Source organism: Planctobacterium sp. AWH2_060 (genome assembly GCF_056158425.1).
This window is the reverse complement of record NZ_JBSWTG010000001.1, coordinates 4,342,224-4,358,821: the sequence shown is the minus strand read 5'-3', so window position 1 is coordinate 4,358,821 and position 16,598 is coordinate 4,342,224. Positions and strand designations below refer to the sequence as shown.

14 protein-coding genes are annotated in these 16,598 nt (G+C 46.1%); 4 read left to right on the top strand and 10 right to left on the bottom strand.

Going from position 1 to position 16,598, the window contains the following annotated elements:
• Window positions 1-208: 208 nt before the first annotated feature.
• Together ACXAD8_RS18700 and ACXAD8_RS18695 are read right to left on the bottom strand one after the other, a co-directional pair.
• Window positions 209-1,960, bottom strand: coding sequence for an alpha-amylase family glycosyl hydrolase (locus ACXAD8_RS18700; protein ID WP_475231491.1), 1,752 nt, complete (start codon window positions 1,958-1,960; stop codon window positions 209-211).
• 155 nt (window positions 1,961-2,115) lie between these two features.
• Window positions 2,116-3,474, bottom strand: coding sequence for a DUF4397 domain-containing protein (locus ACXAD8_RS18695; protein WP_475231490.1), 1,359 nt, complete (start codon window positions 3,472-3,474; stop codon window positions 2,116-2,118).
• 183 nt (window positions 3,475-3,657) lie between these two features.
• On the opposite strand from ACXAD8_RS18695, the gene ACXAD8_RS18690 reads away from it, so the two are divergent.
• Complete coding sequence (locus tag ACXAD8_RS18690; protein ID WP_475231489.1) at window positions 3,658-4,236, top strand: DUF1569 domain-containing protein; 579 nt, start codon at window positions 3,658-3,660, stop codon at window positions 4,234-4,236.
• Here the strand turns inward: ACXAD8_RS18690 and ACXAD8_RS18685 are convergent.
• On the bottom strand, window positions 4,228-5,154 hold the full coding sequence (locus tag ACXAD8_RS18685) for a LysR substrate-binding domain-containing protein (RefSeq protein WP_475231488.1): 927 nt from the start codon (window positions 5,152-5,154) through the stop codon (window positions 4,228-4,230). The two genes, ACXAD8_RS18690 and ACXAD8_RS18685, sit on opposite strands and share 9 nt — an antisense overlap.
• A 105-nt stretch (window positions 5,155-5,259) precedes the next feature.
• On the opposite strand from ACXAD8_RS18685, the gene ACXAD8_RS18680 reads away from it, so the two are divergent.
• Window positions 5,260-5,598 carry a hypothetical protein gene (locus ACXAD8_RS18680; RefSeq protein ID WP_475231487.1) on the top strand — a complete coding sequence of 113 codons (339 nt, stop codon included), beginning with the start codon at window positions 5,260-5,262 and terminating at the stop codon, window positions 5,596-5,598.
• Between the two features lie 68 nt (window positions 5,599-5,666).
• On the opposite strand, the gene ACXAD8_RS18675 is transcribed toward ACXAD8_RS18680, so the two are convergent.
• Entirely contained in the window at window positions 5,667-6,506 is an 840-nt protein-coding gene (locus tag ACXAD8_RS18675; RefSeq protein ID WP_475231486.1) for a helix-turn-helix transcriptional regulator, read from the bottom strand.
• A gap of 163 nt (window positions 6,507-6,669) precedes the next feature.
• On the opposite strand from ACXAD8_RS18675, the gene ACXAD8_RS18670 reads away from it, so the two are divergent.
• Complete coding sequence (locus ACXAD8_RS18670; RefSeq protein ID WP_475231485.1) at window positions 6,670-8,112, top strand: MATE family efflux transporter; 1,443 nt, start codon at window positions 6,670-6,672, stop codon at window positions 8,110-8,112.
• 32 nt (window positions 8,113-8,144) lie between these two features.
• Here the strand turns inward: ACXAD8_RS18670 and ACXAD8_RS18665 are convergent, their stop codons facing one another.
• Window positions 8,145-9,797 (bottom strand): amidohydrolase, encoded by a 1,653-nt coding sequence (locus tag ACXAD8_RS18665; RefSeq protein ID WP_475231484.1) that lies wholly within the window; start codon window positions 9,795-9,797, stop codon window positions 8,145-8,147.
• Window positions 9,798-9,952: 155 nt separating this feature from the next.
• Here ACXAD8_RS18665 and ACXAD8_RS18660 point away from each other — a divergent pair, with 155 nt between their 5' ends.
• Window positions 9,953-10,603 carry an OmpW/AlkL family protein gene (locus tag ACXAD8_RS18660; protein WP_475231483.1) on the top strand — a complete coding sequence of 217 codons (651 nt, stop codon included), beginning with the start codon at window positions 9,953-9,955 and terminating at the stop codon, window positions 10,601-10,603.
• 33 nt (window positions 10,604-10,636) lie between these two features.
• Here ACXAD8_RS18660 and ACXAD8_RS18655 read toward each other — a convergent pair whose 3' ends face one another.
• From ACXAD8_RS18655 to ACXAD8_RS18635, 5 genes are all read right to left on the bottom strand, one after another.
• Window positions 10,637-11,428 (bottom strand): TIGR00266 family protein, encoded by a 792-nt coding sequence (locus ACXAD8_RS18655; RefSeq protein ID WP_475231482.1) that lies wholly within the window; start codon window positions 11,426-11,428, stop codon window positions 10,637-10,639.
• Window positions 11,429-11,586: 158 nt separating this feature from the next.
• Window positions 11,587-12,450: a hypothetical protein gene (locus ACXAD8_RS18650; protein WP_475231481.1), complete on the bottom strand. Its 864-nt coding sequence runs from the start codon at window positions 12,448-12,450 to the stop codon at window positions 11,587-11,589.
• 37 nt (window positions 12,451-12,487) lie between these two features.
• Window positions 12,488-13,231: a 23S rRNA (guanosine(2251)-2'-O)-methyltransferase RlmB gene (gene rlmB / locus ACXAD8_RS18645; protein ID WP_475231480.1), complete on the bottom strand. Its 744-nt coding sequence runs from the start codon at window positions 13,229-13,231 to the stop codon at window positions 12,488-12,490.
• Window positions 13,232-15,571 carry a ribonuclease R gene (gene rnr / locus ACXAD8_RS18640; RefSeq protein ID WP_475231479.1) on the bottom strand — a complete coding sequence of 780 codons (2,340 nt, stop codon included), beginning with the start codon at window positions 15,569-15,571 and terminating at the stop codon, window positions 13,232-13,234.
• Window positions 15,572-15,689: 118 nt separating this feature from the next.
• Window positions 15,690-16,307, bottom strand: a complete 618-nt coding sequence (locus ACXAD8_RS18635; protein WP_475231478.1) for a tetratricopeptide repeat protein — start codon at window positions 16,305-16,307, stop codon at window positions 15,690-15,692.
• Window positions 16,308-16,598 lie beyond the last annotated feature (291 nt).

Here is a 16,598-nt window from a genome sequence, read left to right as displayed (position 1 = left end):
AAAGGCTCTCCCGAGCCGTTATATCGTTGTAAAAAAACAGCTTATGCTGCTCTTTTATACATACCCCCATAAAAAGGGCGCGCAATAGTAACAGAAAAGATCTGGCAACGACAGTCTATTTTCAAAAAAAGTTTAAAATATAGGCAAATGTCTTTGCACACAAAAAAGCCAGTGGCTGACACTGGCTTTTTACCCAAGTACCTAGGAATTAAAGTATGACCGACTCGCCTGCTTTCAAGCTAATTTTGTCACCTAATATTAAGGTAGCGCTGGTAAGTTGATTCTTATGCTGTCCTTTGATCTCTTCAGGCACACTGAATTCCGACGCTTCTGCGGTGGATAAGTTCACCATCACTATTCGAGATTCATCACCTTTGATATTTTGCACCAGCCAAACATTCTGATTGTCTACCGGGTAATAACGGATCTCATCCGGGAACTGCAATGCAGGTGAGCCTTTGCGCACAGCAATCAACTTTTTGTAGTGATTTAACAATGAGTCTGGATTGGCTTGTTGTACATCAACCGATGCCAAGCCAGATGGTCTCTGGCTTTGCCAATATGGTCCCCACCAGGCTTTATGGTCTTGTACCCAGGGAAACCAACGTCCCTGATCTAACCAAAAAGCACCAGTATCGTTAAATCCTGCCGAATCGGTGTCTTCCCATTGCATAATGGCACGACGGTATTGATCATCCCCAGTAGTATACTGAGATAAGCCAATTTCCTCGCCGTAGTATAAATACAGAGTACCCGGTGTGGTCATCAGTAACGTAGCTGCCGCTTTTGCTTTGGTCCAATCCTCACCCAATGTGTGCATGATACGATTTTGATCATGATTGGTTAAAAACGGCGAGAAAAAGGAGAGAGGTGCATTATCCTTACGACTCAGTAAGTTCTCCCACAGCGCTTCCCGGGTATTGTCGGTTTTCGACTCATCCACAGTTCCGAAATCTGCGGTGCGTTCTCCACCAGCATTTAATATACCACTCACCACATAGCCAAAATCAAAATCAAAGGCGGAGTGCATGCCCTTGCCGTCGTCATAGTACTTGCCAATGGTAGGCATATCGGACCAGGCTTCGGCCACCAGCATAGCATCCGGTTTAATTGACTCTACATGGGCGGTAAATTGCGCCCAGTAATCTATAGTAGCTTGGGTATCGCCTTGGTCCGCGTCATTCCAGTCTTCAGAGACATCTTCTATAGCGTAACGCACCGCATCCAAACGGAAGCCATCTACACCTTTTTCTAACCAGAAGGTGGCCATCTTGTTCATCTCTTCGACGATTTTGGGGTTTTCCAGATTGACATCCGGCTGAGTGGATGCGAACGCGCCGTAATAATATTCCTGACGGGTTTCATTCCAATGCCAGACTGCAGCTGAGTCATCGACATCATCAGACCAGGCTTTACCCCAACTGGTGGGCATTTCTTTGCGCCAGATAAAATAATCTTCGTAACCAGCTTCCCGCGCAGCTGACTTTTTGAACCACTCATGGCCATCGGAAATATGATTGATTACCAGGTCCAGAATAATCTTAATGTCTTTTTCATGGGCAGCGGCCACGAATTCTTCGAAGTCTTCCATGGTGCCATAATCAGATTCTACGTTGTAGAAATCCTGAAAATCATAACCGTGGTAAGAAGGCGCTTCGAATACTGGTGTCAACCAGATACCGTTTACGCCCAAATCCTGAAGATAATCCAGCTTTGCCGTCATACCATCAAAATCACCACTTCCATCACCATCAGCATCATAAAAAGAACGAGGCCAGATTTCATAAAAGATGGCATTTTGCCACCAGTTGGCGGTTTCTTCCTGAAGAGTAATGTGTTTATAAGACTTGCTCTGTTCTTGTGCCGGTGCAGCTACCGATGAAGATGTTTCAGGTGCTTTGGAACAGGCTGACAACGCCAATACTGAAGCGATGATCGCAGATATATAACGGGGTTTCATGAATTGTTAACCTTTCTCAATACAGAATTACGCTTAGAACTCAGTATAATTACTCCTGCGGTTTTCGGTAGCAAAGTTGTAATGAAAACGTATGCAAAAGGTTAACAGGGGTCATAACTTGCGTTTCACAAGCCATGTCCCCCTTGGTTTGGCATTTACCAAATGACGTTGGCGCGATAGCCTCCGGTGGCCTCAACCGGCTCAATAGTAATGATATAGACACCATCTTCATTAAAATTGATCAACTCTGAACGATATAACAAAGATTCAATGCCGAGATTGTCCTCGTATACCACTACCACAGAGTAGTAGTCGTTTGGCACGGTAATAGTGCGACTATCGGCGTAATCTAAACCAGTCATTTTGTGATCGGCGGTGTCCTTGGTTTCATCGTCGCGCACCAGGTAGATGTCCAGATTACTGAATTCCGGTAACAGATTGGCAACCGATATCTGATGTTCAAAGGATTGTGGCAGGTTACTATCTTCCATAGTCAGGGAAGTTAACCCCAGGTCAGGATCTTCGAACATGACGATGGTTTTACTGTCGCCCTGATTCAGCGTCATCAGCCGGCCAGAAAAACTGTGCTCACCATCATCTGTGGCAGCACTGATTTGGTAATCGCCAAATTGCACAGAGGTAAAGTCAGTTAACGTGCCCCCGGCAACCGTGGTGGCGTATTGCTCCTCGCTGTCTGAAACACTAACATCCAACGCAACAGAAGACTCCATAGCACTATATACTCTGAATTGTGCTGTGGCGGTAATATCCTGTTCAGCGGTCAAATTGGTGGAGTTGAGAATAATGTCCACCACAATATTGTCGTCATTGGCACCAGAGGTTTTGCGTACCGACAGGATGTAGTCTGATTCATAATTAAATGCAATGTCCTGACTTTCAAACAGCATTTCACCGCTATCCGGATCCGCTAAAAAGATTTTATAGTCTTCCACTGGCCAGGCGAACTCGTCATCATCAGGTGACCAATAAGGCATTTTCTCGGGTTGCAGATACAGCAAATTACCCACAAAATTCGCATCGGCAAAGGGTACACCCGATTCAGCAATATAAAGATCATAGTTACCCAAATCAGCAGCGCCCATCATGGCATACAAATAAAACTCGTCCTCAAGCTCTGAGCGTTCAAAGGAAAACTCAGAGATATCCGGGTTCTCAAAGTCGCCGCCCATCAACAACATGGTTTTATAACTGCTGCGTAGGTCAATTTCCATTTCCGTCAGGGTGTGTTCCTGACCATCCGAGTCATGCCATTGCAATGCCACTTCATAACTATCTGCATCATATGTATATAAAGCAGTCACATCTCCATAGGCGCTGGAGCTAATGACTTCATCATCCACCACTAATTCAGTGTCGGCACTGTCGGGAGAGGCGTTATAGAACTGTATGTAAGCGTTGGGATATTTATCTGAAGCAGAGTCAGAACCACCACCACAACCAGACAACAAGGCGGCAGTCATCACTGCCAAAAATACAGATGTATTAGTTTTCAAATTTCAGTTTCCTTGATAAACGATAGGTTATGGGCAACTGACTAGTGGCAGGGATGAAAAGTTCTCGCCTTTACCAAACCTTTGCACTTCTGACAGTAAGCAGGCACAACTGCTCAAAACGACAACAGCAATGTTTCGTAAAATTCTGAAACAGATAAGAAGGCTCGACCGGGGAATATTTCAGTGCGAAACCGTAGAATCCTGGTTAGACTTAGTCCAAAGGGCACAATCTTATCTGCTATGAATCGACGTTTCTTTATCGCATCATCACTGTCGCTGGGTTTTCTGGGCGTCACCGGAATCACTGCATGGCATCTGGTGCCTCGCAATAAAGAAGACCTCACAATTACTGCCCTGATAAAAGAAATAGAAGCGCTTAAGGTATCCAGCCTTAACTTCGATTCAAACTGGTCAGTGGGGCATAAACTGGCGCATATGGCGCAAAGTATCGAATATTCGATGACCGGCTATCCGGTTCACAAATCCGAAATGTTTAAATCCACCGTTGGCAAAGCGGCTTTTAGTGCTTTTTCTTCAAAAGGTTACATGAAACACAATCTGGAAGAAGATATTCCCGGTGCCCCTGCCATTAATGATGTCAGTGCAGAACAGGGACAAACCCGGCTATTAACGGCATTGCAGCAATTCAATAGCTATCAGGGTGAACTCGCTGAGCACTTTGCCTATGGTCCTTTAACCCATGAGGAATATGCACTGGCCCACGTGTTACACGTTAAAGATCACTTTAGCCTGTTAGTCTGAAGGTAGCTGTTCGCTCAAAGCGGTAATAAAAGGTTTAGATTGCTCCCGCAACCAGGATTCAAACGCGATAACTTTAGGAAAGTTAAAGTGAAAATCCGGCGCCACTAAATAATAAGCAAAATCACAAAGGTGCGAAAAACCAAATAAAGGGATCAGCTGCTTACTGGCAATGTAATCCTGAACTAAGGACTGCTTTACCATAGCGATACCCTGCCCGGCCAATACAGCTCCCACCAATGCAGGTGTGGCATCCCGGATTTCAAAATGATTTTTAAAGTCACTTAACTTGAGTTGATAGGTTTGTAAGAACTGCTGCCAGGCATCATCGGTATCATGGTAGTTTTCTGTGATCACCGGAAGATGACGCAAATCGTCAGGCGTAACCTTTTCTGACACCAGATGAGGATGGCAAACCATTACAACCCTGTCAGGGAAAAGCAATCGGCTACTTAGATTGTCGTATTTCCCCGGTCCAAACCGAATAGCCAGATCCAGATTAAAGTCATCAAAGACCACAACATTAGGGTCGGGTATGAGCTTTACCTGTAAATCCGGATGCTCTGCGCGAAACAGGTGCAATCTGGGGATCAGCCAAAAAGTCGCAATGGATGGCAAAACATTAATCTTCAGGATATTGGGATGATTGTCCTCTTCCAGTTGTGAGATGCCTTTTTGGAACTCACTGAAGCCTTTTTGCACATAGGGCAACAGCAACCGGCCCTGCGCAGTTAAGCTGACTTCGCGGTTTTTGCGCACAAACAATTTGCACCCCAGTTGTGACTCCAGGGTTTTAATGTGCTGGCTAATCGCCGCCTGACTGACAAACAGAATTTCAGCCGCCAGCTTAAAACTCAGGGTTTCTGCAGCGACCTTAAAATATTTGAGTGCTCCCAACGAGGGTAACCGACGCTCTATCACTTAAGTTTTTCTTAACCTTAGTTAATTATTGATCGTTTGTTGAGAGTGTTTATTAATCGTACATTTCTGTCAACAGATTCTTATTAACAACACGAGGATTAAGACATGAAAGGTTCACGATTAATTAATTCAATTAAATACCTTGCACTGATTGCTGTTTTTACTTCAGCATCGACATTAGCAAAGGTTAACTACGAACAGGTTTATGTTAGCAGCGGTTATCCCTATGCGGATCTGGTGCAACGCTATGATCAGGTTCGCATCATTTACACTGAGTTTGCCGCTTCAGATAATATTGAATGCCGGGCAGAGTTTGACAAGGCCGGCACCATCAAACAAACCGAACCCGTCCAGGCCAGCCTGAAAAAATTCAAAAAAGCGCCTTTAAAAGCCTGCCTTGGTCGCACAGCAGCTAAACAGGCTCTGGCTGCCACCTTTGAATAGTTGTCAGCATGTAAATTCAATTATCCAATTTTGTAACAGGGACGGTACTATTTATGGCGGTAGTGGCATTAATGCTGATTTTGCCGCCAAATCCCCGGAGATGCCCCCACCGCTTTTCTGAAACGATGAGAAAAACTGGTGCCATCATTGTAACCAACACATAAAGCGATTTGCTCGATGCTCAGATTACTGTGCTTGAGTAATTCACTGGCGTGCTGAATGCGCAATTCGGTCAGATATTGCATCGGTGATTTCCCCACATTAGCTTTAAACAGGCGGAACAAATGAGGTTCAGACAGGTGCAGCTCCTCGGCGATTTTCTCCGTGGTCCAACGAATATGTAAACGACCAGAAAGTTGCGTTATGAAATCCCAGATACGGCTGTCTGCATCAGACACAGCTTGACGATTACCTAATGCCAGCTTCAGATAGCGGAACAGAATATCCATCAGCTCACTTTCCATAGCAGATTTACCGCTACCCTCTAATTCATGTTGCTGATGCAAAAGCTTAAGTGTTGAATGCACCACATTAACTTCCCGACAATGAAAAACCTCCTGCGGCATTTGATTAATGCCCTTCCATTGCTGACTATCTTTTAATATAAACCAGCAGGTTTGCCACTCCTGTGATGCCAGCTCAAAATAGAAGCCTTTGCCGGCGGGTAACACGGTCAAGGTTTGAGGGCTTATTTCAAATTCACCATCGGCCGTTCTCAGGCGTCCATAGCCATTGCGAGTAAACAGAAGCAAATGAGTCTGATTCGCCACTCTGCCTATCTGATAAAGCGTGCGCAGTTCTGAAATCCCTGCCAAACGTACAGAGTTTGGCGACAGACTTTTAAATTCCGGTAAGCAAATGAACAATTCATTGCAGTCTTCGTGAATATTTTGAATTTCCTGAAACATACCAGAACCATTGCCCTTTTACGTGCGTAACCTACTCAAAATAGTATCTCGAAAATAAACACAATGATAGTTTTGAACATAAACAAGATAATTCCTAATCTGTTGCAAATAAACTAATGCTTTAAAGTACGCGGCATTGAAAAGAGGTTTTCAGGAGGCAACTATGGCCGCGATAAAATCTGAAGCAGAACAGTTATCTGCTACGCAGGCACAATCAACATTGATGCGCTGCATCAAAATTGCCTGGCCGGTATCTTTACAAAGTGTTCTGGCTGCTGCATTAGGCATGATAGATATTATTATGGTCAGTCATCTGGGTGAGGCCTCGGTAGCGGGCATCGGTCTGGCGGGCAAAGTACAGTTTGTGCTGCTGATGATAGGTGCCGCATTTGGTGTCACCTCAGGTATTCTGGTGGCACAGTACATAGGGGCGAAAAAAGAGCAAGCGATCGCGGCTATCATCGCACAAATCCTGGTAGTCGCTGTTGCCCTCATGCTACCACTGGTAATGTTGAGCAATCTGTTTAGTGTACCTTTGGTCTCCTTGAGCAGTAGTGATGCTGACGTTATCCGCATCAGCAGCCAGTATCTGACCATCACTTTACCTTCTATTTTGATCCTGCTGGTTTATCAGGTGTTTGAAGGGGCGCTGCGCGGTATGGCGCAGGTGTTAGTTCCACTGCTATTCGGAATTATGGCAATGCTAATTAACGTGTTGCTTAACTACCTGCTGATCAACGGTCTGGATGTCGGTGATAGCCAATTAATTCCGGTGCTTGGGACCGACGGAGCCGCCTGGGCCACCAGTATCTCCAGGGCCTTATTACTTCTGGGGTTATTGGTTTACATGATGAAAACCAGGCACTTATGCCTGCCCACTAAAAAATCTATAGTTCTGCGAAAGCCAGAATGTCGCTGGTCTCGAATAGTAACCATCAGTTTACCAGTGGCTCTAAATTTTGGCATCTGGGCATTGGGCACCTTTGTCTATCAAATCATATTCGGTGGCCTGGGCACTCAGGCGCTGGCAGTCATTAGTATGCTGGCCCCGATTGAGGGTACTTTAATCTCATTGTTTATGGGTTTTGCTACCGCGTCATCGGTATTAACTGGCCAGAAACTAGGTAATAACGAAATGCAATCGGCTTACCGGATTGCGAGAAACATGACGTTTTCAATTACCGGTATTGCATTATTGATTGGCATTATCGTGTGGCTATTCAGTGATTTATTGTTAACCCCCTTTGCCGACTACGACGCAAACACATTAAAACTTGCCACTCAAATACTGATGGTAATGTGTCTGGGCATCGCCATTAAAACCGCTAATATGACGATATCTTTGGGTGTCCTGCGTTCTGGTGCCGATAATCGTTTTTGCCTGTTTACCGATACGATTGGCATGTGGATGGTGGGAATTCCGGTAACCTGGTATGTCGCCGGTAGCAACGGCACCTTATTGTGGGTATTTATCGCAACTTACAGCGAAGAAGCCACTAAATACGGCCTGTTTTCATGGCGCATGTTAAGTAAAAAGTGGCTGCGTAATGTTACAGAGGACTCGCCAAAGTTAGATCAGGAAGCTGTAGAGCCACAGCTATCCTGATGGACTATCTGGCGTGATGCAGCTTTGTTTGGTTATTCCGCCTGCCAGACTGGCTCGCCATTCACCCAGGTTTGTAAAACCGGAATCTGCCACAACTCGCTGGGTTCAATGCCCAGCGGGTCTTCAGCCAACAACACAAAATCCGCTTTTTTACCCACTTCAATAGAACCAATAATCCCTTCTTGATGCGAGGCATAAGCAGCGCCAAGGGTAAACATCTGAAACGCAGTATTCAGTGACACGGCTTCATTGGCATACCAGCCACCTTCAGGCTGATTCTGTCTGTCTTGACGGGTCACTGCAGCATGAATACCAAAGAGCGGTTCAGCTGGCTCAATGGGGAAATCTGAACCACCAGCTAACAACGCACCGCTGGCCATTAAACGCTGCCAGGCATAAGCTCCTTTGATACGTTCACTGCCAAGGCGATTTTCTGCCATATTTTTATCACTGGTAGCATGAGTGGGTTGTACCGAAGCAATAACCCCTAATTGCTTAAATCGGGTAAAGTCTTCAGGCTGTATTACCTGAGCGTGTTCTATGCGATGGCGCAAGTCAGTACTTTTTGTTTGCTGAATGGCTTTGGCAAACGCATCAAGAGAGACGGTATTGGCCTTGTCACCGATAGCATGGGTATTCACCTGGAAACCCGACTCCATAGCCTGCAAAGTTAGCTCATTCAGCTTTGGAATTTCATGTAATAATAATCCGTAATGCCCGGCTTTATCGCTGTACTCTTCATGCAATGCGGCTCCTCGGCTGCCCAGCGCGCCATCTGAAGATATTTTTACGCTGCGAATAAATAGCTTATCGTCTGCCGACTTGATCTTACCTTTGGTTAGCATCTCGGGATAATTAGGATCCGTCACATCCAGCATCACATATACCCGAATGGGTAAACGCTGCTCAGCACTCAATGCCTGATAGGCCTGCCAGGTAATGTAATCAATTCCAGCATCATGCACTGAAGTTAATCCCAGAGATGCCAATTTGTTTAAGCTCACCACCAGGGTATTTTTAACATCCTCAAGGGTTGGGCTGGGAATAAGTTGATAAACCAGGTTCATCGCATTGTCTACCAGGATGCCAGTAGGGTTGCCGTCACTGTCTTTAATAATCTCACCACCTTCCGGTGAAACCGTATCTTTATTAATGCCGGCTTTATCCAGCACTTCCTGATTAACCCATAAGGCGTGGCCATCAATTCGTCCTAATACCACCAATTTGCCCTTTGAGACCTGACTTAAGGCTTTGGCATCCGGAAAATTCCTTCCGGGCCAGAGTTCCTGATTCCAGCCGCGCCCTTTTATCCAGGTATCATCGGGATGTTGCTCGATAAATTCTGCCACTCGCGCCAGTGCCTGCTCTTTACTGGCAGCACCATTTAGCACCACTCGGCTCAATGCCTGGCCATAACCCAGAACGTGTCCATGGGCATCAATCATGCCAGGCACCAGAGCGGCACCTTTAGCATCAATAATGTTTTCAGGGTTCAGATCATCCGGCAAAGTCTGATAAACGCCGATGATTTTATCTTGCTCAATCAAAATAGCTGAGAAGCCGACCGGTTGAGCCTCATGAAACGAATAGCCTTTGATGTTCTTTATCAAGGTTGCTGAAAAAGCCGGGTTAAAACATGCCATCAGGCAGAGTAACAAAATCAATTTTGTTGTTATTTTTCGCATTTTCCATGTCCGTCGTTGAGAACTTGAGGGGGTAATTTGACCCGGATCAAAGAAATAATCAAATGCAATTGCGAGCTATCCCCAGTATTGCGCCAGATCAAATTTCAGCACAGAGCAGTGAGGATAATAGCTACAACGAATTAACGGAGACACACATGAAACTTTCTAAGCTCGCATTAACGGCAACAATAACGCTATTACCTTTAAGCACAATGGCTGCTCAATCCGGAGACTGGTTACTGCGAGGAGGTATCACCAGCGTCAATCCACATGACAGCAGTAGCAACGTAGTTGTTGCCGGAGCAGATTTAGGGGTTGGTGTCAGTGTTGATAACAATGCCCAGTTGGGGCTTAATCTCGTTTATTTCCTGGATAGCAACTGGGCGGTTGAACTATTAGCAGCCACACCATTTTCTCATGATATCAACCTGGATACCGTCGGAGCCCTGGGTAAAACCAAACACCTGCCACCAACATTATCAGCCCTGTATTACTTTGATATGGGTAACAGTAATCTGCACCCCTACATTGGTCTTGGCGTAAATTACACGGTATTTTTCGACGAGGATTTTAGCGCTGCAAACAAAACAGCCGGATTCTCAGACCTGGATCTGGATGATTCTTTCGGGCTGTCTACCCAGTTGGGTATAGATATCGACATTGATGAAAAATGGGCGTTCAACGCCTCGGTTCGCTGGATTGATATCGACACCGAAGCCACATTTAAGTTAGGCACTGATACCGGCAAGGTGGATGTCGACATCGATCCCTATGTTTACACCCTATCATTAGCCTATCGGTTTTGATTGGACGGGGCTTTTAGCCCCGCTTCAATTGCTTTATCTATCACCATCCAACATATCACCAATGCCGCCCAACACACTGCCTTCTCCCTGACGTTTACCGCCCATTTGTGGCGCGTGCTGAATTACTCGGTCTGCCAATCGGCTAAAGGGTAACGATTGCAACCAGACTTTTCCATGACCGCTCAGCGTTGCTAGAAATAGCCCTTCACCACCAAAGAACATGCTGCGCAAGCCTTTGGTCATTTGAATATCGTATTCAATACCTGCGGTAAAACCCACAATACAACCGGTATCAACTCTCAGAGTCTCGCCGTTTAGTTCCTTTTCAATCACAGTTCCACCAGCGTGGATAAAGGCCATACCGTCGCCCTGCAGACGCTCCAGGATAAAGCCTTCACCACCGAAAAAACCGGCACCCAGTTTTTTATTAAAAGCGATATCTATTTTGGTGCCCAGTGCAGCACAGAGAAAAGAATCCTTTTGGCAGGTGATCTGTTCACCGACATTTGCCATGTTTACCGGAATAATGCTACCCGGAAAAGGCGATGCAAAAGCTACGCGTTTTTTGCCGTAACCATGATTGGTAAAGTGCGTCATAAACAAACTTTCACCAGTTACCACCCGCTTTCCGGCACTGAATAACTTGCTCATAAAGCCCTGGTCAGCATCGGAGCCGTCGCCCATCTTAGTTTCAAACTCAATGCCCTGCTCCATGTAGTTCATAGCCCCGGCTTCGGCTATCACCGTCTCTTGAGGATCTAACTCCACCTCGACCATTTGCATCGAAGTACCGAGAATTTCATAATCAATTTCATGGCAGCGCATAATTCATCCTTTTATTTTGAAGAAACAAGAGAGCATGTTGGCCTTTATTAGCTTTAAAACTAATCTACTGTTAAGACCAATGCAAAATCAGATTGTAATAATTTTTATGAATGCACCTGCCAAAACCAGGCATTGCAAAATTGCCCCAGATATCAGGCTTATCCGGAAATTTTGTGATGCACCACAGCCAGGCGGCGTTTATTAGGGGAAATGGCTAATCGGGTGATACCGTTTAAAGTGAGGTTTTTCGGCATATTAACTGGTAGCCATACTCGCTGTACGGCGTCCCACCAAAGTAACTGTTTGCCATTAGAGGTGATCAGCTGTTTGTCATTTAACCAGGCGTAATCCTGAGATTTTTCCGGTAACTTCATCAACTCACCGCTCTTTTTAGTGTCGAAATCAAAGGTTCTGAGCTGGTGATAACCTTCTTCTTCGGTGGTATATGAGATCGTTGTCGTGCCGGGAATTAACGCCAGACAGCGACCAATGGCATCATCGATCACCTTAGTCTCTTTCTGACCCAGTGCCGTCACCTCTAAGCGATGCGGCTCGCCCAAAACAAACAAGGCCACATTATCATCCTGCCAAACGTGATAGCCCACAGGTTTAATGTCGCTAAACAACAACTCAAAACTGCCGTCTGAATTTATTTGCCACAGGCGTTGTGTCCCGTCGTGTTCCACCCGAACGGTGGATAATGCGCCTTTTCTACCTGGGATAGGCGTTGGTGAATACTCACTTTCCAAAGTTTTGGTGATAGCCACTTCATGGCCCATCTGCCAAAGCCAGACGTCGGCATTAACGTCTTCCATTCGGGTAAAATACAGCGAGTTGTCATCGATAAATAATGGCTGGTTTTCATAGCCCTCTCTGGTTGCCACAGGTACAGGGTTAGAAATGTTGATGGTATCGGAAGTAACAAATAGATCGAACAGGGTAATATCGTGATCCGGCATATCTTCCCGAGCAACAGAGTTGACTGCAAACAGCAGTGCGACAACGGTTAACAACTTTTGCATCAGGATATACTCCTCTCACTTTCCATGATGGACTGTTTTAGTTGCCAATCCGTTGACGAACAATTTCATACAAACAAACGCCTGTGGCCACAGAGACATTTAAACTGGATACGGAACCGGCCATTGGTAATTTGATCAACTCGTCACAGACTTCACGGGTTAATCTGCGCATACCCTTGCCTTCCGCCCCCATCACCAATGCCATAGGCCCGGACAGTTTGACATCATAAATCAGTTGCTCGGCTTCTCCGGCTGTGCCTATTACCCAAACCCCTGACTCCTGCAATTGTCGTAAGGTTCTGGCCAGATTCGTCACCTGTATCAAGGGCGTTGTTTCCGCGGCGCCACAGGCTACTTTTCTGGCGGTTGGTGTCAGGTAAGCTGACTTATCTTTAGGTACCACCATTGCGTGCACACCCGCAGCGTCGGCACTGCGTAAACAGGCTCCAAGATTATGAGGATCCGTCACCCCATCCAACACCAGAATAAAAGGGTTGTCTTCACCGGCAATGATATCTGCCAGATCTTTTTCATCCAGCACCCGACCCGGCTTAGCTTTTGCCACTATGCCCTGGTGCTGCTCACCGTTTACCTTATCATCTAAAACTTTGCGCTGACAAAATTGTATCGCAATACCAAAGCGACGAGCCTGATTAATAATGTTACGTAATTTTTCATCATCCCGTCCTTTCAGTACATACAACTCAATCAGACGTTCAGGCTCTCTGGCCACTACCGCCTCAAGTGCATGAAGACCGTACAACCATTCTTGTTGCGCCATTTATTTTCCTCGTTTTTTACTTTTACTGGCTGCGCTCGATTTACCGGCGCTTGTCGCCTTTTTAACTGGCTTTTTACGACCTGACTTTGCTGCAATGCGCTTTGCTTTAACCTGGTCAGATTTTCCTGATTTGGCTTTGGATGCCCTTCTGGATTTGCGGGTAGGCAAAGGCATATCCAGGGTAAAGTCAATTTTCCGCTCGTCCAGGTTCACAGCAATCACCTTAACCTGCACCTGATCCCCTAAACGGAAAATAGTGCCGCCGGATTCGCCAATCAAATACTGACGGGTTTCATCAAACTGATAATAATCATTAGTCAAAGTGGTTATGTGTACCAGGCCATCAATATGGAATTCGCACAGACGCACAAAAAAACCAAAATTAGTGACCGAGGCAATAACCCCTTCAAAGGAATCACCTACATGAGCCTGCATGAATTCGCATTTAAGCCAGTCTGAAACGTCCCGGGTAGCATCATCTGCACGACGCTCGGTCATTGAGCAGTGTTCACCCAATTTGGCAACTTCATCCTCGTTGTACTCATAACCGCCGGTTTTACTCTTGCGCTGCGCTTTTTTATCCAACACCGCTTTAATTGCGCGATGCACCACCAAATCCGGATAACGTCTGATGGGCGAGGTAAAATGCGCATAGGCTTCCAGTGCCAGGCCGAAGTGACCGACGTTATCGGGATCATATATAGCCTGCTGCATAGAGCGCAGTAACATAGTCTGGATCAGTTCCTGATCCGGACGGCCCTGAATTTTTTTCACTACATCGCAAAATTGTTTGGGCGTGGCTTTTTCCGTCAGATTGTGAGTGATACCCACTTCAGACAGGTAACTTAAAAAAGATTTTAAACGCTCTTCGCTGGGTTCCTCATGAATGCGATACAAACCTTCGGCTTTATTGCTTTGCAGCATATCAGCAGCAGCCACATTCGCCATGATCATACATTCTTCGATAATTTTATGAGCGTCATTGCGCACCACAGGCACTATGTGATCTATCTTGCGTTCCGCATTAAACACAAACTTAGTTTCCTGAGTCTCAAACTCAATGGCCCCCCGCTCGGCGCGAGACTTTTTAAGGGCCTTGTACAACTTATAAAGATTCTGCAGATGAGGAACATGCTCGGCATAACGCTGATAGAGCTGCGGATCGCCTTCCAGAATAGCCCACACTTTGTTGTAGGTGAGTCGGGCGTGAGAGTTCATTACCGCTTCATAAAACTGGTAGTCCTGCAGTTTACCTGTGGCACTGATGGACATTTCGCAGACCATACACAAGCGATCCACATTGGGATTCAATGAACACAAACCATTAGACAGGATTTCCGGCAGCATTGGCACCACCTGTTCGGGGAAATACACTGAGGTCCCGCGATTTTGCGCTTCATCATCCAGCGCTTTTTTAGGCCTCACATAATAACTTACGTCGGCAATAGCCACCCACAATTGCCAGCCACCATCGTCCTGTGGCTCACAAAAAACTGCATCATCGAAATCCCGGGCATCTTCGCCATCAATGGTTACCAGTGGCAATTGACGCAGATCGATACGGCCTTTCTTGGCCGACTCGCTGACTTCTTCGCTTAAACGGCTGATTTCATTGTTGACTTTCAGAGGCCAGGTGTGGGGAATATCAAAGTTGCGCAAGGCCATTTCGATTTCCATGCCCGGCGCCATGTGCTCACCCAACACCTCGATGATGCGACCAATTGGCGACACCCGTTTGCGCGGACGCTGTGTCATTTCAGACACCACCACATGGCCCTGCTTAGCACCATTGATATGCTCTGGGGGAATAATTAACTCGAAGCGCAAGCGGCTGTCATCAGGAATAACAATCCCTACGCCACTTTCCATAAAAAAGCGCCCCACAATGGGCTCTTTACGTGGTTCGATAATTTCGATATTTCGGGCTTCGATACGGCCTCGGGAATCCTTTTTACCTGACGTGGCGGCTACGCGATCGCCATGTAGTAAGAACTGCATTTGACCGGCAGAGATATATAAATCTCGCTCTTCATCATCGCGCTTTAAAAAGCCAAAGCCATCGCGATGCCCGATAACCGAACCGGTCACATGGGTGATCACCGAGCCGACTTCATAGCGCTTTTGACGATTAAAAATAACCTGGCCTTCGCGCTCCATGGCGCGCAAGCGACGCTGCACCGCAATTCGGCTGGTTTCATCTTTGGCGTTTACCTTTTGACATATATCCAGAAAGGACAGTGCCCGCTCAGCATCGCTGATCAATTGCAGTATATATTCTCGGGAAGCGACTGGTTGTTCGTATTTAGCCTTTTCCCTGGCATAATATGGATCGTCTTGCATATCTCTCGACGGAGCTTTCGCTCCCTGACTTAGTTATGCCATCAGTATACCAACAAGCGGAAATTTTTCATTGCCCGCGGCTAATAAATTTTTATCGGGACCGCGGGCCTTGAGACGCTCAGGATTCCAGTGGACGACGTGCCCTGCGCACACTTTTGGGATGCATCAATTCTTCTAACGACGCCATGCAATCTGCGATTTTCTGATGTAACTTAGCGTCATTGGTAATAGCGTTATACAACCAGTGGTAGGTGTCTTCATAATCGTAAGGACTGCCATGACCTTCAATAAAGAGTTCTGCCAATTGGATCTGAGCTTTCAAGTTACCCAGTGAACCAGCTTCTCGCAAATAAACAATGCCGCGAGAAATATCCTGTTGAACCAGCTTTCCAGCGGCATAATAGCGTCCCAATTGTTCCATGGCTGGCGCTAAGCCCTGCATAGCGGCCTCTTCCATCAATGGAACACCGCGCTCTGGATCCGCTTCAACACAAACTCCCCAAGCCAACATATCTCCCCAAAGAAACTGATAAGCCGGAACTTTAAGCGTTTCCGCCCGGGCTTCGATGTCCTGCACCAACTGACAATCATCCAATACCACACGGGATAAGTGTTCGTTGCGATTAATCAGATTGAGTAACTCATCCTGGCTATACAATTGTACGGCTTTAATTTGTGACTGTGCCTGAGAAAGGGCTGAAAAGCAGCAAAGCACTAAAATCAAAATCTTCTTCATAATTAATTTCTCTGTACCGGTAATATGACTATCGGCTATGTTGAAAAAAACTCAACTATCTCATTCACGGAAAATAGCGCCAAAAACAACACGCTCTAATATCTTAACTTCGACTTAAAGCACAATTTACGCCAGAAAAAACGCCTGCATCCGTTTTTTCGCTATGTAAGGCTGGTTTTACGCCACAGGCATGAAGTAAATTATAGCCAAGGCCAGACCTGGTAGCGACCAACAACTTTTGTGTCATCCACAACAATCTTACGGCAATAAAATTCTGTTTAGGGGCAACAG